Genomic DNA, 25,789 nt, shown 5'->3' on the forward strand with positions numbered 1-25,789 from the left:
TTTGGAAATGCTACTACGGAAGCGATCCGGCGCGCCTTTTTGCGCTTCCTGTGCTCACGGCCTTCCATGGCCGCTCCGCTCCGGTTCTCAAAAGACAAGCCGGCCAGCGCCTATGGCGCTTCTCGCGCACCGTAGCGCATTATCAAACAGGCTTTGGGGACGAGAAAGCGCATGATTATCGGGATCGGGTCTGACCTCTGCGATATCCGCCGGGTTGAAAAGACCATGGCGCGCTTCGGCGACCGGTTTCTGGAGCGTGTGTTTACGGAAACCGAGCGCCGAAAAGCGCTGCGCCGGACGGAAAAGCTGCAGGCGCCGACCTTCGCCAAACGCTTCGCCGCCAAGGAGGCCTGCGCCAAGGCGCTGGGCACTGGTTTCAGCGCCGGCGTCTTCATGTCCGATCTCGGCGTCGTCAACCTGCCCTCCGGCGCGCCGACGCTGAAACTAACCGGCGGCGCAGCGCTCCGCCTCGCGGCACTGACGCCGCCCGGCATGGCAGCGCAGGTCGCGCTGACCATGACGGACGAATACCCTTATGCCTTCGCCCAGGTGATCATTTCGGCGGTGCCGCTCGCGGCAGTTTAACGGCTGGGGTGAGCGGAAGGTTTTGGTCCAAAGCCGCGATGGACGAGTGCGGCAGCAGTTCCTAGAGTCCGTCAGGTTTAGGTGGAAACGACCCCTTGCCCCGTCATGGCCGGGCTTGACCCGGTCATCCAGTCCTTGGGCGCCCCAACGAATGGATGCCCGGCTCTGGGGCCGGGCATGACGATATTCGGGACAAGCTTCAGTTAAAATCAGACAAACTCTAATCAGCTTCAACCACAAACATGCGCGCCTGTTGCGCTTCCTCGCGCTCTAATTTGATCGGGCCGTATACGTCCGAGTGATAGAATGCGAGTGCATCGGCAAGTGTTGGAAACTCAAAGATACCGGCAAGCGGCAAGGGCTCGACATCCCCTTCCAGCACCTGGGCTACTGGCCCGAAGTGAAGGATGCGCCCGCCCGCGTTTTGAAGGGCGGCCAGGAAGCGTGGCGCGAGGGCCGCTTGCTTGGCGGGATCGATGACCCGCAGATTGACATGAACGTAAGCCGCCATGGAGAGGCCCCCTATAATAATGCCTATCCATTATGAAGGGGAGCGCCGGCCTGTCGAGGGGATCTATGACCGACAGGCTTGAGCGTCTTATGAGGGCGTGCAAGCGCGTGTTGTCAGGCTTGGATCGGAAGCGCTCCCAAATCTGTCATGCGCGAACAACCAATCTTCTCTTAGAGTCTTGTCAGGTTTTAGCGCTGCAGCAGGCTAGAGTCCGTCAGGTTTAGTTGGAAACGCCAAAAAATCTGTCGTGCGCGGGCCTGGCCGGCCGCACCCCGACCCGCGCATCTACCCGACGCAGCAAGCAATCGGCCGGCTGGGCGCCGCGGCGGGTAGGTCCGGGGCGCGTAGTCCGCGCAACAAGTGCGCGGATGACAAATTATCTATTAAAACCTGACAGACTCTAAGGCTCAGTTCAGATCCATTTGGGAAGCATGGACTCGGCATAGCGCGCCCCGAAACCGCCGGTCGGCAGGATGTCCTTGATCAGAGCGAGGTCCGCGTCCGTCAGAACGAGGCTGGCAGCGCCGATATTCTCTTCCATACGGAGGCTGCTGCGCGTGCCGGGGATCGGCACGATGTCGCTGCCCTGCGCCAATATCCAAGCCAAGGCGAGCTGAGGGGCGGTCGCACCCTTGCTCTGCGCGAGGTCACGCAGTCGTTGCGTTGCCGCGATGTTTTTCTCGAAATTGCCCGGCTGCCAGCGCGGATCGATACGGCGGAAATCACCCTCCGGAAAATCTGCCGCCGGCTGCGTGCTGCCCGACAGAAACCCGCGTCCGAGTGGCGAATAGGCGACAAAGCCGATGCCCAGATCCCGCAGTGTCGGCAGGATGCTTTCAACGTCACGCTCGAACAGCGAATACTCCGTCTGCAGCGCGGTTACCGGTTGCACGGCATGGGCGCGTTTGATGGTTTCCGGGCCGGCTTCGCTCAAGCCGAAGTATTTCACTTTTCCTTCAGCGATCAGATCCTTGACGGTGCCGGCGACGTCTTCGATCGGGACGTTCGGATCAACGCGATGTTGGTACAGAAGGTCGATCTGCTCGACGCCCAGAAAGCGCAGGCTATTGTCGGCAACTTCACGAATACGCTCGGGGCGGCTGTCAGGGCTGAAGTCCCGTTTGAAGCCGAATTTCGTGGCGATGACGATATCGTCCCGGAAGCTTTTGACGACCTCGCCGAGGAAGGTCTCATTCTCGCCCCAGCCGTATAATTCGGCGGTATCGAAGAAGGTCACACCCAGGTCATAGGCGCGGATAATGGCTTTCGCGCTTTCCTCCTTGTCGCTCGGACCGTAAAAGCTGGTGATCCCCATGGCGCCGAAACCGATCTCCGACACCGTCAGCCCTTGGCTGCCAAGTTTCCGCTGCTTCATGACACGACCCTCATTGCGTTGCAGGCCGATTATGACCCGGCGGGCGGTTAAACGCGCCATCCGATGATGGCGTGTTTTTGCCTAATCCTGCCGATTTGTGATAAGCATCGGGTCCATGGACCCGATGTCATTCATGCAGCCGGTGCTGGCCAGAATGAGCGCCATCGCGCGACGCCAATTGGATAGCGGTGCTCAGATGACGGGTATTCCGCGGTTTGAGATTACCCACAGCACCAAACCCACAGAGCCCTTTTCCTTTGTCTTCGAGCCGGTCTGCTGCCTTATCCTGCAGGGCGCCAAACGCGTCATCATCGGTGACAGGGCGTTGCGCTATGGGGCGGGGGACTATTTTCTGGGATCGCTGGAACTGCCTGCCCTCGCGCAGATCGTCGAAGCTTCCCCCGAGGAACCCTATCTTGCCCTGAACCTGTCGCTGGACCCCAGCGTGATTGCGACCGTTCTGTTCAAACTGCCGAGTGAGCAGACACCGGCCTTGGCCCAGGGATTCTCCGTCGGCTGTTCCGACCCGGATTTGATCGACACATGGTATCGCATGCTGCGCACCATGGATCGGCCTTTGGAAATTCCGGTGCTGGCGCCGCTCATTGAAAGCGAACTTCTGTTTCGCATGCTCAACGGACCGCATGGCGCCGTTTTGCGGCAAGTTGCAGGTACGGACAGGCGTCTATCACAAATCCGGCGCAGCCTCACCTGGATCAGGGAAAACTACGCGCGGCCCATTCGTGTCGAGCAGCTGGCGGAACGCGTGGGGATGAGCGGCACTGTCTTTCACAGGCACTTCAAAGCTGTCTGCGCAACGATTCGTCTTCACGAAGCGAGACGACATCTCCTGAAAGACTCGGGGGACATCGCGGGGGCCGCTTTCGCGGTCGGGTATGAGAGCGCGTCACAATTCACCCGCGAATATGCGCGATTATTCGGTGAACCGCCCCGCCGGGACATCAGGCGCCTGATTCTGGAAAGTTCGGGCGAGGACATGCACCCGTCATGAAGCCGACTTTCGAAAAGATAACACCGGATGACGGCGCGTCCTGGGTACTTCTGGACAGGCGCATGCAGGACCGCATTCCCTTCGAATGGCATCATCATCCCGAATATGAATTGACGCTGACGCTGAACAGCCGGGGCCATCGCTATATCGGCAATGACGTCGATGCCTATGATGACGGTGACCTTGTCTTCATCGGCCCCGGCATTCCGCATAGTTGGTGCTCCGAGACGGCGGTCGACCCGGAACAGCCTCATATTGCTTTGGTCGTCTGGTTCACCCACGGTTGGGCCAATGGCCTGCTCGCCCTGTTTCCGGAGATGGCGCGCCTTCGCCCTTTGCTGGCGGCAGCGTCCCAGGGCGTGCGGTTTGGTCCGGCGACGCGGGCAGCGGTTCGCCCCAAGATCGAAGCCATGTCATCGCTGGATCCTGCCGCGCGTCTGATATTGCTCTTCGAAGTCCTTCTGGCGGTATGCACGGATAGCGAGGCCATGACCTTGGCGAATGTACCGGGGCAGACGGACGTAGGGATCGAGACGGATGCGCGGATTTTGCGTGTTCTTGACTATCTGCATGCGCATTTCGCAGAAACCGTCACGGTGACGCGGATGGCTGACCTCGCCAATGTAAGCGTATCGGCTTTTCATCGGATGTTCCGGCGGCATACCCGGATGACGGCGGTCGACTACATCACCCGGCTGCGTATCGGCCGGGCATGTTCCTTCCTGATCGACGGCGACTTGGCCATCGCTCACATTGCCGAGGATGTCGGGTTTCAAAACCTGTCGCTGTTCAACCGGCAGTTTGGGGCCTTGAAGGGCCAGACGCCGAGCGCGTTTCGGAAACGCCATCGCCTAGCCATCTATCCGGCCCCAAGCTCCGCACGCCAGAAAAGTATCAGAAGTCGCGACTAGACGGGAGTGTGGACGATCCCGCCTGGCCCTAGATTGGGGCCGACCTCATCCCATAGGCATAGCCTTGACCGATAATGCTGGTGTTATCCGCGCCGACGACGCGCGTCCGCTTGCCCGGTTGGCCGCAAGCGCGAAATCAGTGACGGCCCAGCGCCGGGCGACGCGCATTATGTTCTTCACGCTCGGGTTCGGCACGGCGTCCTGGGCGCCGCTGGTCCCCTACGCGAAGGCGCGGCTTGGCCTCGACAATCATTCCCTGGGGCTGATGCTGCTTTGCCTGGGCTTTGGCTCTCTCCTCGCCATGCCGGTCGCCGGCGCATTGGCCAATCGTTTCGGATGCCGGGCCGTGCTGGTCTGCCTGAGCATTGTCCTGGCCTGCGCCCTGCCCGTTCTCTCCGTCGCGTCCAGCCTGCCCCTGATGGTGACGGCCTTGTTTGCCTTCGGCGCGGCGCTTGGCGCCTATGGAGTGACGGTGAATATCCAGGCCATTGCCGTTGAGCGTGCAAGCGGACGCCCGGTCATGTCGGGCTTCCATGCCCATTACAGTATCGGCGGCATCCTCGGCGCGGCCGGAATGGTCGGTCTGCTCGGGCTCGGGACCCCCGTGCTGGCGGCAGCCTTATGCGCCGGCTGCATCCTGGTAATCGCCCTGCCGATCGCGGGGCCGAACCTGCTGTCCGACAAAGGCGAAACGGGCGGCACCCTTTTCGCGATGCCGAAAGGCATCGTCACCCTCATCGGCCTTCTTTGCTTTGTCACGTTTCTCGCGGAGGGCGCCATGCTGGACTGGGGCGCGGTCTTTCTGTCCTCGACCGACGGCATGACAGCATCGACGGCCGGACTGGGCTATACGGTCTTCGCGACGGCAATGTCGGCCGGCCGGTTGAGCGGAGATGCGATCGTCGCCCGGTTGGGACGGATCAAGCTCGTCATGGGCGGCGGATGTTGTGCCGGACTCGGCTTCATCATCACGACCATCGCACCGACCTGGCCGCTGGCTTTGGTCGGTTTTGCCATCATCGGTGCCGGCTGCGCCAATGTCGCACCCTCCCTGTTCAGCATCGTGGGACGACAAACCCGCATGCCGGAAAGCGATGCCATGTCGGCGGTATCGACATTCGGCTATGGCGGCATTCTGGTCGGCCCAGCGCTGATCGGATTTGTCGCGGCCGCGACCAGCCTGCACATCGCCTTCCTGGGCCTGGCCTGCGCGCTCGGCCTGGTCGCGGTCTGCGCCCGCTATCTTCCCCGATAGACGCACGGCCTGGCCGGTTGTGTTAATGCCAGAGCATGAGCATTCCGACCCATCACCCCTTTGATTTCGACCCGACCCAGGGCTTCGACCTGGACCGTCTCCGCGCGATCCGGCCGCCTGAGGCCGCGCCAGGCTTCGATGCCTTCTGGCAGGCCCGCTATGAGCGGGCGCGGGGCCTGGACCCGCAGCCGCGCGTGAATGCCAGCAAAACCAGCCATCCGAACTGGCTGGTCCAGGACATCACCTATACCTCGACCGATAAATTCCCCATCGGCGGCTGGTTGCTGCTGCCGCGTGAGGGCAGCGTGAAGCGCGGCCTGGTCGTGGGGCACGGCTATGGCGGGCGAGACGCACCGGATTTCGACATTCCGGTCAAGGAGACGGCTCTGCTGTTCCCCTGCTTTCGTGGCCTGTCGCGCAGTCGCCGTCCGCCGATCTCGACCGACCCGGCCTGGCACGTGCTGCACGATATCGACAAGCCGGATCGCTATATCCTGGGCGGCTGCGTCGAGGATCTGTGGCTTGCCGCTTCCGCCCTGACCAGGCTTTACCCTGCTATCGCTGGGCGGATCGGCTATAGCGGCCTGAGCTTCGGCGGCGGCATCGGCGCGCTGGCGCTGGCTTTCGACAAGCGCTTCGATCGCGGGCATCTGGTCGTGCCGACCTTCGGCAATATGCCGCTGTGGCTGACCTTGCCGACCGTCGGCAGCGGCAATGCGGTGCAAACCTATCAGAAAACGCACGCAGACGTCCTGAAGACCCTTTGCCTCTTCGATGCGGCCGTGGCGGCCAAGCGGATCGAAGCGCCCATGCTGATGGCCGTCGCCCGCTTCGACCCGGCGGTCGCACCCCCTTGCCAGTTCTCGGTCGCCAATGGACTTGCGGCGTCAAATCAGCATGAAATATTCATCCTGGATGCGGGGCATTTCGATTATCCAGGGGAACAGGAGCAGCACGCGCTGCTGTCAGCGAAAGTCGGGCGATTCTTCGGGGTGACATGAGGCGAGATTACCGGCGCTGGTACAGTCCGCGACTTCACCGGGACATGGAGCTCCTGATCTTCGGTCATGCCGGGGCGAAGGTGCTGATGTTCCCGACGCGGGACGGCCGGTTCTGGGAATACGAGCAGCTCAACCTGGTCGGGCGCCTCGCCGATAAGGTCAATGCCGGTCACTTGCAGCTTTATTGCATCGAAGGTCTGGCGCGGGAGACCTTCTATGATAAGGGGCGTCATCCGGCCGACCGTATCCGTCGCCACGCGGCTTATGAAGATTATATTCTCCACGAAGTTCTGCCTCTGATGTCATGGAACAACTCCCATGACTGCACAATCGCGCTGGGCTGCAGTCTGGGTGCCTTCCAGGCGACCAGCCTAGCGTTGCGGCATCCGCATCTGTTCCGCAAACTCGTCGCCTTTTCCGGTCGCTACGACCTGACGACGCAGGTCGAACATTTCAGCGATCTCTTTGACGGCTATTATGACGACGAGATCTATTTCCATACGCCGACGCATTTTCTGCCCGGCCTCGACGGTGGATGGCAGCTGGAACAGCTCCGCCGGTTGGAGATCGTTCTTGCCATCGGCAAGGCAGACCCGTTCATCGGCAATAATCTTCATTTCAGCCAGCTGCTGGGCGCAAAGGGAGTCCAGCATCAGCTGCACTTCTGGGACGGACGCGCCCATCGGGCCGGAGCCTGGCGGGAGATGGCGGCAATCTATGTTTGAACCGATTGAAGCCAAGGGAGGTTATTACCTCCCCTCCCTTTAAATCGATGATAATAAAAGAAAACTTATAAGCGTCTTGTCATGCTGTCGTGTTTGAACGATCAGCAAGCTTGGCTCTGATCATGTCTCCCAATGCTCCCTGCCAAAGATCGGCCGCCGGCCGCATGATTTTTCGCTGCCAATTCGGACGTTCCTGATCCGTGCCGGGCAGATTCAAAGCCTCCGTCTCCCGCCCCAGATCATCGGCCTGAACAAGATCGAGCACCGATGCTGTGCGCCCGATATAGGCGTGGAAGGCCGCCACCACCGCATCGGGCATCGGCGCGATCAGATCAATCGACTCCGCGTGCTCCAGCAATCCTTGCGCGGCAAGCGCCGCAAGCGCGATGCGCTTCTCCTCATCCCGCTGCGTCAGCGCATGCGCCGTTGCCGCATCATCCGACAGATGCAAATGCTGACGCTCGATGATATCCGCGCCCTGCCACCAGCCGGCGAGCGTCGGCAGATCATGCGTCGAAACACAGGCCGCAGCGAGTGACGGATAGGCGGCCGGCGGTTTGAAGCCTGCCCCCTCACGCTCAAACCAGAAGACGCGATAGGCGAGCAGACCGGCGGAGGCCATCGCTTCCCGCACGCCGTCCGGCACGGTGCCGAGATCTTCACCCACCACAAGGCAGCGCGCGGCCTGGCTTTCCAGCGCGGTCACGCCCAGCATGTCCTGCAAAGGATAGGCGAGATAGGCGCCCTCTGCGGCTTTTCCGCCTTCGGGGATCAGGAACAGTCGATTGAGGCCGAGCACGTGATCGATGCGAAGCGCACCGGCGTGGCGCATATTCGCCCGCAGCAATTCACCGAAGCCTTCATAGCCTTGGCCGCGCATCGCCCAGGGATTGGGCGGCGGCAGGTTCCAATTCTGTCCTTCAATCGAAAACGGATCGGGCGGCGCGCCGACCGAGACGCCGGTCATCAGAAAATCCTGCTCCGACCAGGCTTCTGCGCCGACCGGCGCGGTGCCCACGGCCAAGTCACGGTAGAAGCCGAGCGAAAGGCCTGCCGCGCGACCCGCGACATCGGCCGACGCCAATTGATGATCGGCAAGCCATTGCAGGAAGGCGAAGAAACTCACGCTCTCTGTATGGCCGGCCGCGAAATCCTGCACAGCAACGCTGGCAGGGTCATGCAAAGTCACCGGCCAGTTTTTCCAGGTGCTGTCAGGATAAGTCGCGCTGATCGCCTGGAAGGTCGCGAACCGGTCCAGCCCGCGGCCGCCCTGCGCGCGGAAGGACGCGAGGGCCTCTGCCGCTGGGTGGCTTTGCGGGAGCGCGTTCAAGGCTTTGAAGGCTGCGCGCAGCACGCGGTCCTTGGCAGCCCAGACGCCGGCATAATCGACGGCGCGCGTATCGCGTAGCGCCGCGAAAGCACCGGCCTCCGCCGCCAGTGCAGCCTGCACCCCCGGCAATTCGGTGATGAAGGGAAGTTGCGCGACGTCGACATAAAGCGGTTCCAGAAAACGCCGATCGGACGGCGAATAGGGGCTGACAAGACCACGATGTTCCGGAAACAGCGCATGCAAGGGGTTGAGGCCGACAATCGCGCCGCCCCCCGCCGCCGTCTCACGGCCGACCTCAGCCAGCGTTGTGAAATCACCTATCCCTTGATCACCCGCGCGTCGCAGACTGTAAAGATGGGTCGCGAGGCCGAAGCGGCGACCGCCATTGGTAAGTTCCGGCGGTAGATAGCAGCGCTGTGGCGCTACCGTCAGCTTCGTCTCGCCATGCGCCGCCTGGTCCACGCAAACCAGACGATGCCGGCCGATCGGCTGCGGCGGCAGGAAGACATGGCGCACACGCCCGACACGACCGTCGGCCGCCGTCACCTGCGCAAGGCCGGTATCATCCGGCGGCACCACGAAACGAGCCCGGCTGCCGTCCTGACGCAACAACACAAGCGCAATCGCCCGCGGCAAGGTCGCCAGCGCCGGGCCCAGCGTCAAGGTGATGCCTTGTCCTTCCCGCACGACCACGCTCGGTGGCAGCGCCGCGAAATCCCGCAGGTTCGCCAGGCTATACAGGCTTTCCGCGATATCGGCGGTGCTGTCCGCGGGCAGCTTCATCGCCCGCAGCAGCGCGCGGCGGCTGTCATCCGGCACATGATGGAGGTTGCCGGCGATGTCCCACCAATTGGGCGCGAGGCCGGCGGCATCGGCCAATGTCGCGAGACGTCCCGCCGGATCACGCGCCGCCAGGGCAAGGCTTTCCGCCGGCAGAATATTCGCGACCGTCAGCGACGGCTCCTCGATCAGCAACAGCGCCGTCCGCGCCTCAACATGCAAGGTCTGAGCGGCAACAACGCTCTCCGCCTCGGGCTGCGCACTGTCGATGACCCGCCGCCAGGCAAAGCCGGGCCTGTTCTCCGGCAAAGTGAGAAGAAAACTGGACCAACCGGCATGAAGGACAACCAGCGCGCGGCTGCCGCCTGAGACATCCGGCTGATACAGATCGGCGATCAGCGTGCGGGCCTCACCATTCTGCCAATCCTCGCCACGCATCCCCTCACCGTCCGCGCGTCGCCAGACGACATCGGGGCGCAGCGTGTCATCGGCCGGTTCGCCGGTCAGATGGGCGAGACTGGTCAGCGCCGGACAGGAGCGTCGCGCCGCGATCAGCTTCGCGGTATAGTGAGCGAGCGCGGGATCGGCGTCCTGCCATTCGACCCAGGAAATAGGCGTATCCTGCGCATAGGCATTGTTATTGCCCTGCTGCGTGCGACCGAGTTCGTCGCCGGCGGCCAGCATCGGCGTGCCGCGCGACAGCAGAAGGGTTGCCAGCAGCGCGCGGATATCAGCCTGACGTGCCAGGCGCACGCTCTCATCCCCGGTTGGTCCCTCAACCCCATGGTTCCAGGACTGGTTTTCCCCGGTGCCGTCGCGGTTATGCTCGCCGTTCGCGTCGTTATGCTTGCTTGCGTAGGAGACAAGGTCCGCGAGCGTGAAACCGTCATGCGCGGTGATGAAATTGATGCTGCGCGAAGGCGCGTGTGCTGTCTGGCCGTAGATGTCTGACGAGCCGGCGAAGCGCGTCGTCGTTTCGCCAAGCATCCAGCCGTCACCCCGCCAGAAGCGGCGCATGGTGTCGCGATATTTGTCGTTCCATTCGCCCCAGGGCGCGGGGAAGGCACCGACCTGATAGCCGCCCATGCCGATATCCCAGGGCTCGGCGATCATGGCGATGCCGCGCAAAGCGGGATCCTGCGCCACCGCCTGCAGGAAAGGGGCGCGCGGATCATAGGTGCCCGGATTGCGAGCGATCGTCGATGCCAGATCAAAGCGATAGCCCGAGAGACCGGCCCGGCGCACCCAGAGCCGCATACTATCCATGATCATGCGGAGTACCACGGGGTGGTCGGCCGCCAGCGTATTGCCGCAACCTGTATCGTTCACCAGCACGCCGGGCTGGCCGGGCACAAAGCGATAATAGCTGCGATGGTCGAGCCCACGGAACGACACGGTCGGGCCCATGACATCGCCCTCCCCCGTATGGTTGAAGACGACATCGAGCAGGCTGGCGATGCCCCGCGCCCGCAAGGCATCGGTGGTCGCGCGAATTTCCGCAAAACCACCGGGGGCAAGGCGGAAATCAGGCGCCATATAGGTGACGGGATTATAGCCCCAGTAGTTGGTCAGACCCAGCGGCGGCAAATGCCGCTCCTCCAGCCAGGCGGAACTGGGCAGAAACTCGACCGCGCCGATATTGAGATCGCTGAGATAGGAAAGCAGCGGCGTTTCCCGCAAGGCGGCATAGGTGCCACGCAAGCTTTCCGGCACATCCTGACGCAGCTTGGAAAAACCGCGGACATGCATCTCATAGATGACCTGGCGCTGCCAGGAGAGCGGTGGCAGAGCAATCGCGTCATCCGGCGCTTCGACGATCGCCTTCGGCATGAAGGGCGCGCTGTCATCCTGATTCGGGGCCGCGCCCATCTGGGTTCCCGGCGGCCAGTCGAACATGCTGGGATGAAGCTTGAATGCCCGGTCCAACCGCTGCGCATAGGGATCGATCAGCAGCTTGGTCGGGTTGAAGCGATGGCCTTGATCCGGCGCCCAAGGACCGTAGGCGCGCAAGCCATAACGCGCACCGATATCGATGCCCGCAATCTCGGCATGAAAAACATCGAATGTGCGCGCGGGCAGCAGGATACGCTCGACCTCAATCTCGCCCGCCTCGTCAAACAGGCAAAGCTCGATCGCCGTCGCATGGGCTGAGAAGACAGCGATATTGATGCCGCCATCGGTCAGCGACACGCCCATCGGCTCGGGCAGGCCAGCCGTCACAACACGCAAGGTCATGCCCGCAACGCCTCGATTTCGTTCGGGCCGGCCTCAGCCAATTCCCGATAGAGTTCGGCATAGAGCCGCGCGGAGCGCCGCCACGAGACATCGGTCCGCATGCCGTTGCGCTGAATGCGCCGCCAGAGGGCGGGCTTGCGCCAAAGGGAGGCAACGCGGAGCGCCGCACTTTCCAACATCTCGACCGTCGGGGGATGGAATTGCACGCCGGTGCCGATGCCCTCGGCCCGCGCCATCTCATTCGCGTCGATGACGGTATCGGACAGCCCGCCGACGCGAGCGACGACGGGGATGCAGCCATAACGCAGGGCGTAAAGCTGGGTCAGGCCGCAAGGCTCGAAGCGTGAGGGCAGCAGCAAAGCGTCCGCACCCGCCTGCATCAGATGACCCAGTTCCTCGTCATAACCGATGACGCAGCCGACGCGGCCCGGATAGGCGGTCACGGCATCCCGCACCGCTCGTTCCGTGGCGCGGTCACCCTGGCCGATGATGGCGACTTGCGCACCGGTGCCGAGGATCAACGGCAGCGCGTCCAACACCATGTCGATGCCCTTCTGCCAGGTCAGCCGGCTGACGAGACCGAACAGCAGGACATCGGCGTCTTCCCGCAAACCCACACGGCGCTGCAGGCTGAGCTTGTTGATACGCCGCGGCTTGATGTGCAGACGATCGAACTTCGCCGCGATCAGATTGTCGGTCGATGGATCCCAGACATTTTCGTCGATACCGTTGAGGATGCCCAGCACATCGCCGATGCGGTCCCGGACCAGCCCGCCGAGACCCATGCCGCCCTGAAGGGTCGAGATTTCCTCGGCATATTTGGGAGAAACCGTGGTGATCCGGTCGGCGAATTGCAGCCCGGCCTTCAGGAAGCCGATGCCGCCGTAATATTCGATGCCGTCGACGCCCATGGCTTCCGCCGGCAGGCCCAGCCGGTCCAGCAGTTCCGGCGCATACTGGCCTTGAAAGGCGAGGTTATGCACGGTCATCACGGCAGGCGGACGTGGGCGCCCGGCCGCACGGTAATGGAGATAGGCGGGCGTCAGCCCAGCCTGCCAATCATGCGCATGGACGATTTCGGGCTTGAAGGCCGCGACCTCACCCAGGCCGATCGCCGCACCCACGGCACTGAGGGCCGCGAAGCGGATGGGATTGTCCGGCCAATCCTCCTTCTCCTCATTGGTATAGGGCGTGCCTGGACGGTCATAGAGATGAGGCGCATCGATGACGAGGATATCGAGCCCGCCGACCTCCGTCCGCAGCAGTCGCGCAGGACCGCCGAAAAGATCATCGAAATGATGAATGGCCTCGGCGCTCGGCAGCTTGGCCAGGACCTTGGTATAGCCCGGAATCAAGGAAGTGATTTTGATTCCCTCGGGCTTCAGGAACAACGGCAATGAGCCCGCAACATCGGCGAGCCCGCCGGTCTTGATGAGCGGAAAAAGCTCCGAAACAACGGATAGAACCGAAACAGGCATCCTCATGGCCTCTGCCCCCGGTTGGAGCCGCCAAAGCGCCCGTTATTCTGGTTCATATTCGAAATAGACCGTCGCCAAAGGTGGAAGGGTGATGACCGCAGATGCCGGAAAACCATGGCTTGGAACGGGTTCAGCCAGAATAGCCCCGCCGTTGCCATTGTTGCCGCCGCCATAAAGACCAGCATCCGTATTGAGAATTTCGCGCCAGCGCCCGGCATGGGGCAAGCCGATCCGGTAGCCTTCCCGCAGAACCGGGGTGAAATGGGAGACGACCGCGACAGGTGCAATCTCATCCTCTCCACCCTCACGCAGCCAAGCGAAGACGGATTGCTCAGCGTCATCCGAGACAATCCAGCGGAAGCCTTCGGGTTCGCAGTCGCGCCGATGCAGCGCCAGCGTAATGCGGTAAAGCTGGTTGAGGTCGCGCACCAGACGCTGCACACCGGCGTGAACCGCAAATTCCGTCAGGTGCCAATCCAGCCCCTGATTGAAATTCCATTCCGCGCTCTGGCCGAACTCCTGACCCATGAACAGCAGTTTCTTGCCGGGCTGCGCCCACATGAAACCGTAATAAGCGCGCAGATTGGCGAAGCGCTGCCATTCATCTCCCGGCATGCGGCCGAGGATGGATTTTTTGCCGTGTACGACTTCATCATGCGACAGCGGCAGCATGAAGTTTTCGGTATAGGCATAGACCATGCCGAAGGTCATGCGTTCATGGTGCCATTTCCGATGCACCGGCTCCTGCGACATATAGTCCAGGGTGTCGTGCATCCAGCCCATGTTCCATTTGAAGCCGAAACCGAGGCCGCCCATATAGGTCGGCGCCGAGACACCCGACCAGGCAGTTGACTCCTCAGCGATTGTCGCGGTGCCGGGGAATTGGGCATAGGCGAGTTCGTTGACGCGACGGAGGAAGGCGACCGCCTCCCGGTTGTCGTTTGACCCGTCCTCGTTCGCGATCCACTGGCCTGCTTTGCGCGAATAATCCAGATACAGCATGGATGCCACGGCATCGACGCGCAGCCCGTCGATATGGAAGACGTCCAGCCAATATATGGCATTGGAGACGAGTGTCGCGGACACCTCGTTCCGGCTGAAATTGAAGATCGCCGTATTCCAATCCGGATGGAAGCCGCGGCGCGGATCGGCGTGATCATAAAGATGCGTACCGTCGAATCGCGCGAGACCATGGGCATCCACCGGGAAATGTGCCGGCACCCAGTCCAGAATGACGCCGAGCCCGTATTGATGGGCGCGGTCCACGAAGCGCGCGAAAGCCGCCGGATCGCCAAAGCGACGGGTCGGCGCGAACATGCCGACCGGCTGATAGCCCCAGGAGGCATCGAGCGGATGCTCGGTAATCGGCATCAGCTCCATATGCGTGAAGCCCATGTCGCGCACATAGGGGATAAGGCGGTCGGCCAGTTCGTCATAGGTGAGGAAGCGATTGTCCTCCCCCCGCGCCCAGGAACCGAGATGCACCTCATAAACCGACATCGGCTTGCGTCGCGCGTCACCGGTGCTGCGGGCCTCGCGATGCGCCGCGTCATTCCAGGTGAAATTGTCGATCCGCGCAATGACGGAGGCCGTGGACGGCCGCATTTCCGCGGAAAACCCGACCGGATCGGCCTTCAGCGGCAAAAGCTCACCCTGCGGCCCGACGATTTCGTATTTATAGGCAATGCCTTCCCCGATATCCGGGGCGAAGATTTCCCAGACGCCACTGCCACGACGCAGACGCATCTGGTGACGGCGCCCGTCCCAGCTGTTGAAATCCCCCACCACGGCGACACGGCGGGCGTTGGGCGCCCAGACCGCGAAATGCACGCCCGGCACGCCTTCATGCTCGACGACATGCGCGCCAAGACGTTCAAAGATGCGCTGATGCGTGCCCTCGGCGAACAGGTAGTCGTCCAACGTGCCCAGCACCGGCGGAAAGGCGTAGGGGTCATACAATTCCCACATGCCGCCGCCATTCTGGGCGCGAAGCTTGTACAGCTTTCCCGGCATCAGATCGGGCACCAGCCCTTCAAAGAAGCCATGGGCATGTTTGCGGGTCAGATTGACGAATAGACGATCGTCAACACCGACCACCGCCAAACTATCTGCGTGCGGCACAAAGGCGCGCACCGCGAGCCCCGCATCCGTCATATGGGGACCCAGAACGCCAAAGGGATCACCATGCCGCGCGCCGAGAATGGCTTGCAGGTCTCCCGGAGAGACCCGCCAATCCCGGACCCGACGCAGTCCGCCCCTTTCGCGCTCTATCGACGCCACTTTATTTTTTTACCTGTTCGGCCAAGTCGGCACATTCCAAAGATCGGACGCATATTCCCGGATCGAGCGGTCGGATGAGAAGAAGCCCATGCCGGCGGTATTGAGAACGGCCGAGCGACGCCACTCGGTCGGGCGACGCCAGGTTGCAGCAACATCACGCTGGCGCTGGTAATAGGCGTCGAAATCAGCCGCGACCATGAAATAGTCATGATAGCGGATGGCTTCGATCAGCCCGCGATAGCGGCCTGGCTCATCCGGACTGAAATTGCCCGTTTCGACAGCCGTCAGAACCTCCTGCAGCACATCCGATTTCGCGATGAAATCCGAAGAATCAATGGTCTGGCGGCGGCGAACCTCAACCTCCTCGGCCGTCATCCCGAAGATAAAGATATTATCGCTGCCAACCCTTTCAAGCATCTCGACATTCGCACCGTCGAGCGTGCCGACGGTCAGCGCACCGTTGAGCGCGAACTTCATATTGCCGGTGCCCGACGCTTCCATGCCGGCGGTTGAAATCTGCTCGGAGAGGTCAGCGGCCGGAATGATGACCTCGGCCAGGCTGACATTGTAGTTCGGCAGGAAGACGACCTTCAGCGCGTCCCGCAGCGTCGGGTCGCTGTTGATGACACGTGCGACGTCATGCGCGAGTTTGATGATGAGCTTGGCGCGGTGATAGCTGGGCGCTGCCTTGCCGGCGAAGATCTTCACGCGCGGCGTCCAGTCCCGCATCGGCTGGGCGCGGATCGCGTTGTAGAGGGCGATCGTTTCCAGAATATTCAGCAGCTGGCGCTTATATTCGTGGATGCGCTTGATCTGCACATCGAAAAGCGCATGCGGGTTGAGGCGGACACCGACACGGTCGCGCACAAGCTTGGCAAGCGCGGCCTTGTTGTCCTGCTTCACGGCCGCAAACTTCTCCTGGAAGCTTGCATCATCGGCGAAGGGCGCGAGCTTAGCGAAAAGCGTCTCGTCATCCAGGATTTCCGGGCCGACGGCATCGACCACAAGCTTGGTCAGACCCGGATTGGACTGATAGAGCCAGCGGCGGAAGGTGATGCCGTTGGTCTTGTTGTTGATCCGGTCGGGATACATCGCGTTGAAGTCGTGGAAGACCGTCTTGCGCATCAGATCGGTATGCAGCGCGGAGACGCCGTTGACCTTATGCGAGCCAAGGAAAGCGACATTGCCCATGCGCACGCGGCGGCCATGGGTTTCATCGACCAGCGACAGGCTGGTCATCATGTCGACGTCGCCCGGAAAGCGCTGCTTCACCTCATCCAGGAACATCAGGTTGAGCAGGTAGATGATCTGCATGTGGCGCGGCAGCAGGCGCTCCATCAACGGAACCGGCCAGGTTTCCAGCGCTTCCGGCAGCAGGGTGTGGTTGGTGTAGCAAAAGGTCTGGCGCGTGATGTCCCAGGCCTGTTGCCAGGGCACCTGATGGTCATCGACCAAAATCCGCATCAGCTCGATGACGGCGATCGAGGGATGCGTGTCATTGAGCTGGATCGCCGCCTTCTCATGCAGCGTCTCGACCGTCTTGAAGGATTTCAGATGCCGGCGCAGCAGATCCTGCAGGCTGGCGGCGGCGAAGAAATATTCCTGCCGCAGACGCAGCTCCTGCCCGGCCGGGGTCTCGTCGCTCGGGTAGAGCACACGAGAGATCGCTTCCACGCGCGTGCGCTCGCTCAGCGCGCCGACATGGTCGCCACGGTTGAAGGCGTCGAGGCGAATAGGGTCGACCGCACGGGCCGACCACAGGCGCAGCGCATTCACATGGCGGCCGCGCCAACCGACGATCGGAATATCATAGGCGATGGCCGAAACGCGCTCGGCCGGGTGCCACACATGCTGGGTTTCGGAATCCGAATCCGATATCTGGGCGACTTCGCCGCCGAAGCCGATATCGTAGGAGATTTCCGGCCGTTCGAACTGCCAGGGATTGCCCAATTCCAGCCAGTCTTCCGGATATTCCTGCTGATAGCCGTTCTTCACCAGCTGGCGGAACAGGCCGTGCTCATAGCGGATGCCGTAGCCGATGGCGGGAATGGCGAGGCTTGACATGCTTTCGAGATAGCAGGCCGCGAGGCGGCCCAAACCACCATTGCCGAGAGCGGCATCGGGCTCCATCTGGCGGATGGCGTCGAAATCGACGCCCAAACTGTCAAGCGCGCCTTTCACAACGTCAGAGAGGCCGAAATTGGCGAGATTGTCCCGCAGCAGGCGGCCGATCAGGAATTCCAGCGACATATAATAGACGCGCTTGGCGCCCGAGGCGTAAGTCGCGTCGGTGCTGCGATGCCAGCCGTCGACCACGCGGTCGCGCACCGCCAGTGCGGTCGCGACGTACCAGTCCCTGTTATTCGCCGCGATCCGGATTTTGCCGACCTGGTAGTACAGCTTCTGCTCAATGCTATCGCGCATCGCCGCAATCTCTCGGGCCTGCGTCTCGGCCGGGGTCTCATCGCTGTAATGCGTTTCGGTCGCGGGAGCGGCGAACGGGGCGTCATGGTCTAACGTCACCAGGGTCTCTCCTTTAACAATATGCGGCCTCAGGGCCAATTCAGGTCAATGTCTGGCCTGCCGTCGGCCCGTTACGTTTCAGGACAGATATTCCAGGATAGCCGGGCGCTTACAGACACAACTTGCGCAGGATCGCAGACGAAGGAAAGAGGCATTCCGCGGTTGCAGCATGACGAAGTGGCGTCGCCCCTGGCCTGCTCCCCGGCTCCTTAGACAGCCCTCGTTCACGGAACAGCAAGTTTGGTGAAAACCCCTCTGGTTGAACCATTCCCCACCCCTATCTAAGCCTCAGACCAGGAGCCGGGCGCAGGCCAGGTGCTTGCGCACAAGACCGTTCCGCATCGATCTCCGCAATCAGATGAGACGCAAACCATGGCTGTCCCCTTGGCCGCAACCTACCGCCTGCAATTCCACAAGAATTTCACTTTTGCGGATGCGGAAAGGCAGCTGCCTTATCTGAAGCGCCTTGGGATCAGCCACCTCTACGCCTCCCCTATCCAGATGTCCCGCCCCGGATCGACCCACGGCTATGACGGTGTCGACCCTAGCCGGATCGACCCGGAGCTTGGGGGCGAGGATGGGTTCCGTGCCTTGGCCGACGCGACGAAAGCCGCCGGCCTCGGCATGATCCTCGATATCGTACCCAATCATCTGGCGGTCGACAGCCTCAACCCGCTCTGGATGGACGCGCTGGAATTCGGACCGGAAGGCCCGGCCGGGCATCTTTTCGATATCGCCTGGCATAAGGGACAAGTCATCATCCCGGCACTGGGCAAGACGCAGGTAGCCGCCGTTGCGGATGGCGAAATCACCCTGACGGCGGATTGGGAAAAGGGTCGCCTTCTGGCCCGTTATTTCGACAATGTCTGGCCGCTGCGCCCCGAGGCAATCGCGGCTGCGCTGCAGATGGCGGACGCCCGCGACGAAGGCTCGCTCGCTGGCCTCTCCCAACGTTTCCTGCGGTTCGAGAATGACGGCCGGCGAGACTTGGCAGCCATCGCCGAGGCGCGCCACGCGCTATCCGAACTTAACCCCGCGCATCGCGCCTTGGTTGAGGGGTCCCTCGCGCGGATGGACATCGCCGCCGTGCTGCATCGCCAGCATTGGCGACTGGCCCATTGGCGCACGGAAAGCGATAGCCTCACCTATCGGCGCTTCTTCAACATCACCGGGCTGATCGGCGTGCGGGTCGAAGATCCTGCGGTCTTCGACCTCATCCATGCCTTGCCGCTGCGCCTGCTGCGGGCGCGGCTGGTGGACGGGCTGCGTGTCGATCATGTCGACGGTCTGGCCGACCCGACCGGCTATTGCGCGCGCTTGCGCCAGGAAGCGGGGCCGGAGGCTATTCTGCTGGTGGAGAAGATCCTCGGCGAGCAAGAGGCGCTGCGCGACTGGCCGATCACCGGCACGACCGGGTATGAGCGGCTGAACGATATTCAGGGTCTTTTCGTCAATCCGGAAGGATTTCAGACGCTGGATTCCTACCTCGTGCGTCAGCGGCTGCTGGCAACCGACCGCACCGAGCGGCTGGCGACCGCCAAATCCTTCATGCTGCGGACAAGCTTCCTGGGTGAGGTCGAGACGCTGACCCAGCTGGCCCACGGCATAACCCGCAGCGAACCGGATAGCGTCGAATTTGGCCTCGGCACCTTGCGCGAAGCGGTGATCGCGCTGCTGGTTCGGTTTCCCGTCTATCGCGGCTATAGCACCGATACCACGTCCGATCCGACTGACGCCAAGCTGTGGCAGGTGGCCCTCGCCGGCACCGAAGCGCATGACAATCCCTGGACCTTCGACGCGGCCTGCGCCCTCGTTCGTCTGCTCAGCCAGACCGAGCCGGGTTCTCCGCAAGAGGAGTTCATGCGTCGCTTCCAGCAACTCAGCGGCCCGGCCATGGCGAAAGGGCTTGAGGATACCGAGTTCTATCGTAGCGTAGCGCTTACGGCCGTCAACGAAGTCGGGGGCGATATCGCCCGTCCCTGGCGAAGCATTCCTGAGTTTCATGCGATCTATGCGGCGCGCGCCGGAGCGAAGGCGCAGGACCTGATCCCGCTCGCGACGCATGACACCAAGCGTGGGCCGGAGACCCGCGCCCGGATCGCGGCCTTGTCCGAGGATGCCGCCGGCTGGATCGCGCGTTTCGAAGCCTGGCACGCCTTGAATAAAGTCTTGCGATCCGAAATTGCGGCGCATGAGGCGCCGGACCCTATCGACGAATGGCTGATCTATCAGACGCTGGTCGGCACCTGGCCGATTTCCGAAGAGCGCCTGGCCGAATACCTCACCAAGGCGATGCGGGAAGCCAAGCGCCATACATTCTGGGACAATCCCAACGAGACCTATGAGAGCGCGGTCCAGGCATTCGCGTCCGGCCTGCTGCAGGATGAGCGCGCCGCCGGGTTCCGCACCGCGCTGACGCAGTTGGTCGGCGAGATCGACGCGCGGGCTCGCCTCATGTCTCTCAGCATGACGGTGCTGCAACTGACCTTGCCGGGCAGCCCGGACCTTTATCAGGGCACCGAATTCTGGGATTTCAGCCTTGTCGACCCCGACAACCGACGTCCGGTCGATTATGCGGCGCGCGCCGCCGCGTTAGAGTCAACCAGCCTGCCACGTCTTGCGGCCGATAAGCAGGGCGTCACAAAGCTTTTCGTGACACAGCGACTGCTGGCGCTGCGCCAGCGCTCACCGGACCTTTTCGCCCAAGGCAGCTACACCGCGCTCGACCTGCCGCAGCCCTGGTTCGGTTTCCGGCGGGACCATGCCTCCGGCAGTCTGCTCGTGATCCTGCCGCTGGGCACGGAACCCGCGGGGAAGCTGGCCGATCTGCCGGCAGCGCCCAAAGGCCAGGGCTGGCAGCCGGTGCTGGCGGCAGCGGACGGTGCCATCGGGCTCGACCCCGCCCTTCCGCTCATCGTCATGGTCAGCGCCTAATCTCCGCGGAAGCAGTTGCCTTCGGCGCTGCAGCATAGGCAAAATCGCGATCGTTGCAGATTGCCGTCGCTGAGGTGCGCTGATGAGCTTGACCGAACTGAACGCCCGCGTGCGGGCAGATCTCGCTTGTCTGGATTATCCGGCCAAGCCCTGGCTTCAACCGCAGAGCCTGGACGGTCAGCCGGTGCTGGACGTGCTCATCATCGGCGCCGGCCAAGGCGGTTTGGCGACGGCCTTCGGCCTTATGCGGGAGAAGATCACCAATATCCTGGTCGTCGATCAGGCACCGCGCGGCGAGGAAGGCGTTTGGACAACCTTCGCCCGCATGGTCACGCTGCGCACCCCCAAACACGTCTCCGGTCCTGACCTTGGCGTCGGCAGCCTGACACCGCGCGCCTGGTACGAAGCCAGTTTCGGTCATGCCCGCTGGGAGGGCCTGGGCAAAATCCCCCGCGAGGTCTGGCAGGCCTATCTGGACTGGTATCGTCAGGTGCTCAACCTGCCGGTGCGGAATGACACCGGCATCGTCGGTATCGCGGAGCAAGGCCCGTTTCTGGCCGCGACGACCGACAAGGGCGAGCTTCTGCTCGCCCGCAAGATCGTGCTGGCCACCGGCATCGCCGGCAGCGGCGCCTGGCTGATCCCCGATTTCATCGAAAATAACCTGCCGCGGGCGCGCTACGGCCATACATCCGAGCCGATCGACTTCGCAGCCCTGGCTGGCAAGCGCGTCGGCGTGCTGGGAGCCGGCGCTTCCGCCTTCGACAATGCGGCGACCGCGCTGGAAGCCGGTGCCGGACGGGTCCAGCTTTGCGTCCGCCGCCGCCGTCTGCCGCGCGTGAACCCCTATCGCTGGATGGAGCAGGCAGGCTTCCTCAGCCAGTTCGCCGAGCTCCCCGACCTGATGCGCTGGCGCTTCATGCGGCATATCTTCACCATGAACCAGCCGCCGCCGCCCGACACGGTGGCCCGCTGCGCGGCCTTTCCGCAATTTTCTGCCCATCCCGGCACGCCTTGGCTGGACGCGCGGATGGAAGGCGACGAAATCCGCATCGCTGTTCCGGGCGGCGAATTGGCGTTCGACTTCGTCATTATCGGCGCGGGTTTCGTGATCGATGCCTCCAGACGTCCGGAACTCGCCCATTTCGCCCCGATGATCGCGACCTGGGCCGATCACTTCGCCCCGCCCGAAGGCGAGGAAGATCCGGTTTTGGCGAGCTACCCTTACCTGACCCGCAGCTTTGCCTTCACGGAGCGGACACCAGGCCAAGTCCCTGCGCTCGCTCATCTCTACAACTTCACCTTCGGCGCCATGCCCAGCATGGGGCTTTCCGGCGCTTCCATCAGCGGGCTGAAATTCGGCGTGCGCCGGCTGGTGAACGCCATCTGCCGGGACTTCTTTCTGGAAGACGCGGAGGCCAGCTATCTCAGCCTGCTCGACTACCAGGAACCCGAATTGACGCCGGACTCCTGGCCTGATGGTGGGGTCGGCCCTGGCTTGGCACCCTTGACCGCCGCGGATTAGGCTGACGCCAAAACGCCTGCCGATAGCAATCGCTCATAAGCCTTACGGTCCATTGAACAAAACGCCCCGAGCTGCCACAATTGTGCGGCTCGACGGCTTGGCCTTGGATGAAGCCATATCGCAAGGGTTAAGCCTTGTGATAGGAGCGGGCTGACCTGCATCTAGGTCCAAAATAGGACCGGGGGAAAAAACTCTCCGGCGAACGACTAAGCCATTTATGAAGAATGTGGAATGAAGAGCGACACCAGGAAAGCAGCCCCGCTGTCCATCAATATCGCGCATGAATCAGATGACGCGCTGATCGTCCGGACAGCTTGGCTGTACTATATGGCCGGGTTGAACCAGGAAGAGACTGCGGCGAAGCTGGGTCTGCACCGTACCCGCGTCAACCGTCTTCTGGCTGAGGCGCGCGAACGTGGGCTGGTGACGATCACCATCCAGCATGAAAGCGCCCGCGAGCTTGCGACCGAGCAGGAAATCGCCCAATTCTACGGGCTCGACTTCTGCCTCGCGACGCCGCTTATCGGCTTCGAGGATGTCGCCGGCAACCCGACGCTGACCGCCGCGCAAGGCATGATCGCCCGTCGTGCCGTCGGCAGTGCCGGTGCCAATTTCCTGCGCGGAAAGCTGGCGCAGGGCCCCATCACCGTTGGCGTCAGTTGGGGACGCACGATCGAACAGGTGGCCTTGCACCTGTCAGGCGTGCGCAACCCCGAAGCGCATTTTGTTTCGCTGATGGGATCGCTGACCCGCAACTCCGCCTCCAACCCCTTTGAAGTCGTGCAGGCGCTGGCGGCGCGTACCGGCGGCGAAGGGCATTTCATCCCGGTGCCCTTCATCGCCGATTCCGAGGCCGATCGCGACGTGCTCGCCTCTCAGCGCAGCGTCGTCGACGCGCTGGCGCTCGCTGAGAATGCCGATCTCTACATCGCGAGCCTGGGTGAGCTGTCGGAAAACTCCTCGCTCCGCACGCAGAATATGATCTCGTCGGATGAGTTGCGGCAGGCGGCCGAAGCGGGCGCCGTCTGCGACACGATGGGTAAACTTTTTGCGCTCGATGGGCGGCCGATCGACCATGACATCAACAACCGCACCATCGCGGTGAAGATCGAGGCTCTGCGGGGCCGCGATGTCGTGCTGCTCTGCGGTGGCATGGAGAAGATCGGAGCCTTGGAAGCCGTTTTGCGCAGCGGGTTGATCCGTGGCTTGATCATCGACGGCGACACCGCGCGCCTGCTGGCACAACGCTGCCGCCCGGTGTGATGGACGACAATCGGCGGTCAGGCACAGAAACGAGCCTGCCCGCCGAGACGCGATCAACTGAAAACCGACCCAAAGTCAGTGTCTCCAAACTCGCGGTCGCTGGCTTGGCGCTTATGATCGCGGGTCTCGGCGTCGTGACCTCCAAACCAAAAAAAAACCGCCGGCTGCCGCCACCCAGGCCGCGCAAACCGGTCGATCTCGACCGCTATCTGGGGCAATGGCACGAATTCGCGCGCTATACGGCCTGGTTCGAACGTGGCGCCGAAGCCGTGACGGCAGAATATTCGCGTCGCCCGGACGGTCTCATCCGGGTCGTCAACATATCACGCCAGGGCGCACCGACAGGACCTTTGCGCTGGGCAGAAGCGAAAGCGCGGCCGGTGCCGGGCAGCGACAATACCAAGCTCAAACTCGCCTTCTTCGGATCCTTCTATTGGGGGGAGTATTGGGTGCTAGACCATGCGGAGGACTATGCCTGGTCCATCGTGGGTGAAAGCTCCCGCCGCTATCTTTGGATTTTGACGCGCAGCCCCTTCCCTGCCCCCGAGCTGCAGAGCCTGCTTTTGGCCCGCGTCCAGTCTTTTGGGTATGATCCCTCCCGTCTGCATATGACCTTGCACGCCTCCGCCTGATCACCATGGCGTTTGCGGGCAAACTGCGCCATCTGCGGCCCTTCTGTTCCTCCCCAGTGTTAGTTAAGCTGAATACCGAGTGTGCTTACAGGGTTTGAACTTCGCTACGCGCTGGCCGGGCGGTCAAGCGAAGTTCAAATCCGGCACACTAGGGGAGGAATAAAAATGATCGAAAAATCCAAGGCCGTTTCGCCTCTATCCCGCACCGCCATGGCCTATGTTCTGGCCGGTGGCCGCGGTAGCCGCCTGATGGAAATGACCGACCGACGAGCGAAACCCGCCGTCTATTTCGGCGGCAAATCGCGCATCATCGACTTTGCTCTCTCCAATGCTCTGAATTCCGGTATTCGCCGTATTGCTGTTGCAACGCAATATAAGGCCCACAGCCTGATCAGGCATATGCAGCGCGGCTGGAACTTTCTGCGCCCCGAGCGCAACGAAAGTTTTGATATTCTGCCCGCCAGCCAGCGCGTCAGCGAAACCCAATGGTATGCCGGCACCGCGGATGCCGTCTTCCAGAACATCGACATCATTCAGGACTATCGGCCGGAACATATCGTCATCCTGGCCGGCGATCATATCTACAAGATGGATTACGAGCTCATGCTGCTGCAGCACGAGGACAATAACGCCGATGTCACCGTCGCCTGCCTGGAAGTAACGAAAGCGGAGGCCACCGGCTTCGGCGTCGTCGCGGTGGACGAGAGCGACCGGATTGTTTCTTTTCTGGAAAAGCCCAAAGACCCGCCGACGATGCCGGGCAATCCGGACATGTGTTTCGCCAGCATGGGCATCTACGTCTTTCGCACGAAGTTTTTGTTCGACCAGTTAAGGCGTGACGCGGAAGACCCGAATTCCAGCCGAGATTTCGGCAAGGACATTATTCCGTTCCTGGTCGATCAGGGTCGCGCCTTCGCGCATCGCTTCACGCAATCCTGTGTGCGCTCGGCCGATCATGCCGAAACCTATTGGCGCGATGTCGGCACGATCGACGCCTATTGGCAGGCCAATGTCGATCTGACCGATGTCGTGCCGCCGCTTGACCTCTATGATAAAAGCTGGCCGATTTGGTCCTATGCCGAGCTGACACCGCCTGCGAAATTCGTCCATGACGTGGGTGAGCGCAGGGGTGAGGCCGTCGCCTCCCTCGTCTCCGGCGGTTGCATCGTCTCCGGCGCGCGGGTGCGACGTTCGTTGCTATCGACCGGGGTTCATGCGCGGTCCTATGCCACCGTCGAGGGCGGTGTCATCCTTCCGTACGCCACCATCTCCCGCTACGCGCATCTGACCAATGTCATCGTCGATGCCGGCGTGACGATCCCGGAAGGTCTTATCGTCGGGCAAGACCCGGAGCATGATGCGCAGCGCTTCCGCCGCAGCGAAGGCGGAATTTGCCTTATCACCCAACCGATGATCGATGCGCTGAATTTATGA

Annotated in this window: 17 protein-coding genes; 11 read left to right on the forward strand and 6 right to left on the reverse strand. The window is 62.3% G+C overall.

Annotated elements, in window-relative coordinates:
• Positions 1-171: 171 nt before the first annotated feature.
• Positions 172-585 (forward strand): holo-ACP synthase, encoded by a 414-nt coding sequence (gene acpS, locus ACELLULO517_RS00685; protein WP_227304695.1) that lies wholly within the window; start codon positions 172-174, stop codon positions 583-585.
• A 220-nt stretch (positions 586-805) separates the two neighbouring features.
• Here acpS and ACELLULO517_RS00690 read toward each other — a convergent pair whose 3' ends face one another.
• A complete protein-coding gene (locus ACELLULO517_RS00690) occupies positions 806-1,096 on the reverse strand; it encodes a DUF1330 domain-containing protein (RefSeq protein WP_227304698.1) in 291 nt (96 codons plus the stop codon).
• A 412-nt stretch (positions 1,097-1,508) separates the two neighbouring features.
• Positions 1,509-2,471: an aldo/keto reductase gene (locus ACELLULO517_RS00695; RefSeq protein WP_227304700.1), complete on the reverse strand. Its 963-nt coding sequence runs from the start codon at positions 2,469-2,471 to the stop codon at positions 1,509-1,511.
• Positions 2,472-2,586: 115 nt separating this feature from the next.
• Between ACELLULO517_RS00695 and ACELLULO517_RS00700 the strand changes: the two genes are divergently transcribed.
• The 5 genes from ACELLULO517_RS00700 (at position 2,587) to ACELLULO517_RS00720 (ending at position 7,375) form a co-directional block, all read left to right on the forward strand.
• Complete coding sequence (locus tag ACELLULO517_RS00700) at positions 2,587-3,483, forward strand: AraC family transcriptional regulator (protein WP_227304703.1); 897 nt, start codon at positions 2,587-2,589, stop codon at positions 3,481-3,483.
• Positions 3,480-4,394 carry a helix-turn-helix domain-containing protein gene (locus ACELLULO517_RS00705; RefSeq protein WP_227304706.1) on the forward strand — a complete coding sequence of 305 codons (915 nt, stop codon included), beginning with the start codon at positions 3,480-3,482 and terminating at the stop codon, positions 4,392-4,394. Before ACELLULO517_RS00700 ends, ACELLULO517_RS00705 begins: the two co-directional genes overlap by 4 nt.
• Before the next feature lie 64 nt (positions 4,395-4,458).
• A complete protein-coding gene (locus tag ACELLULO517_RS00710; protein ID WP_227304708.1) occupies positions 4,459-5,649 on the forward strand; it encodes an MFS transporter in 1,191 nt (396 codons plus the stop codon).
• Between the two features lie 35 nt (positions 5,650-5,684).
• Positions 5,685-6,650, forward strand: a complete 966-nt coding sequence (locus tag ACELLULO517_RS00715) for an acetylxylan esterase (protein WP_227304710.1) — start codon at positions 5,685-5,687, stop codon at positions 6,648-6,650.
• A gap of 44 nt (positions 6,651-6,694) precedes the next feature.
• Positions 6,695-7,375: an esterase family protein gene (locus ACELLULO517_RS00720; protein ID WP_227304713.1), complete on the forward strand. Its 681-nt coding sequence runs from the start codon at positions 6,695-6,697 to the stop codon at positions 7,373-7,375.
• Positions 7,376-7,454: 79 nt separating this feature from the next.
• On the opposite strand, the gene glgX is transcribed toward ACELLULO517_RS00720, so the two are convergent.
• The 4 genes from glgX to ACELLULO517_RS00740 are packed head-to-tail and all read right to left on the reverse strand — an operon-like array spanning position 7,455 to position 18,001.
• A complete protein-coding gene (gene glgX, locus ACELLULO517_RS00725; protein ID WP_227304716.1) occupies positions 7,455-11,720 on the reverse strand; it encodes a glycogen debranching protein GlgX in 4,266 nt (1,421 codons plus the stop codon).
• Entirely contained in the window at positions 11,717-13,198 is a 1,482-nt protein-coding gene (glgA, locus tag ACELLULO517_RS00730) for a glycogen synthase GlgA (RefSeq protein ID WP_227304719.1), read from the reverse strand. The genes glgX and glgA overlap by 4 nt, the downstream gene beginning before the upstream one ends.
• A gap of 42 nt (positions 13,199-13,240) precedes the next feature.
• The gene (gene glgB, locus ACELLULO517_RS00735; RefSeq protein ID WP_227306036.1) at positions 13,241-15,469 is read right to left on the reverse strand and encodes a 1,4-alpha-glucan branching protein GlgB; all 2,229 of its coding nucleotides are present in this window, start codon (positions 15,467-15,469) and stop codon (positions 13,241-13,243) included.
• Between the two features lie 18 nt (positions 15,470-15,487).
• Entirely contained in the window at positions 15,488-18,001 is a 2,514-nt protein-coding gene (locus ACELLULO517_RS00740; protein WP_456304380.1) for a glycogen/starch/alpha-glucan phosphorylase, read from the reverse strand.
• A 372-nt stretch (positions 18,002-18,373) separates the two neighbouring features.
• Here ACELLULO517_RS00740 and treY point away from each other — a divergent pair, with 372 nt between their 5' ends.
• The 5 genes from treY (at position 18,374) to glgC (ending at position 25,789) form a co-directional block, all read left to right on the forward strand.
• Positions 18,374-20,935: a malto-oligosyltrehalose synthase gene (treY, locus tag ACELLULO517_RS00745; RefSeq protein WP_227304722.1), complete on the forward strand. Its 2,562-nt coding sequence runs from the start codon at positions 18,374-18,376 to the stop codon at positions 20,933-20,935.
• Positions 20,936-21,017: 82 nt separating this feature from the next.
• On the forward strand, positions 21,018-22,460 hold the full coding sequence (locus ACELLULO517_RS00750; RefSeq protein WP_227304725.1) for an NAD(P)-binding domain-containing protein: 1,443 nt from the start codon (positions 21,018-21,020) through the stop codon (positions 22,458-22,460).
• 231 nt (positions 22,461-22,691) lie between these two features.
• Entirely contained in the window at positions 22,692-23,723 is a 1,032-nt protein-coding gene (locus tag ACELLULO517_RS00755) for a sugar-binding transcriptional regulator (protein ID WP_227304728.1), read from the forward strand.
• Between the two features lie 113 nt (positions 23,724-23,836).
• On the forward strand, positions 23,837-24,355 hold the full coding sequence (locus ACELLULO517_RS00760; RefSeq protein WP_227306038.1) for a lipocalin family protein: 519 nt from the start codon (positions 23,837-23,839) through the stop codon (positions 24,353-24,355).
• Between the two features lie 165 nt (positions 24,356-24,520).
• Positions 24,521-25,789, forward strand: a complete 1,269-nt coding sequence (gene glgC / locus ACELLULO517_RS00765; protein ID WP_227304731.1) for a glucose-1-phosphate adenylyltransferase — start codon at positions 24,521-24,523, stop codon at positions 25,787-25,789.

Origin of the sequence: Acidisoma cellulosilyticum (assembly GCF_020621385.1) — a bacterium.
In the GTDB taxonomy this organism is placed as follows: Bacteria; Pseudomonadota; Alphaproteobacteria; order Acetobacterales; family Acetobacteraceae; genus Acidisoma; species Acidisoma cellulosilyticum.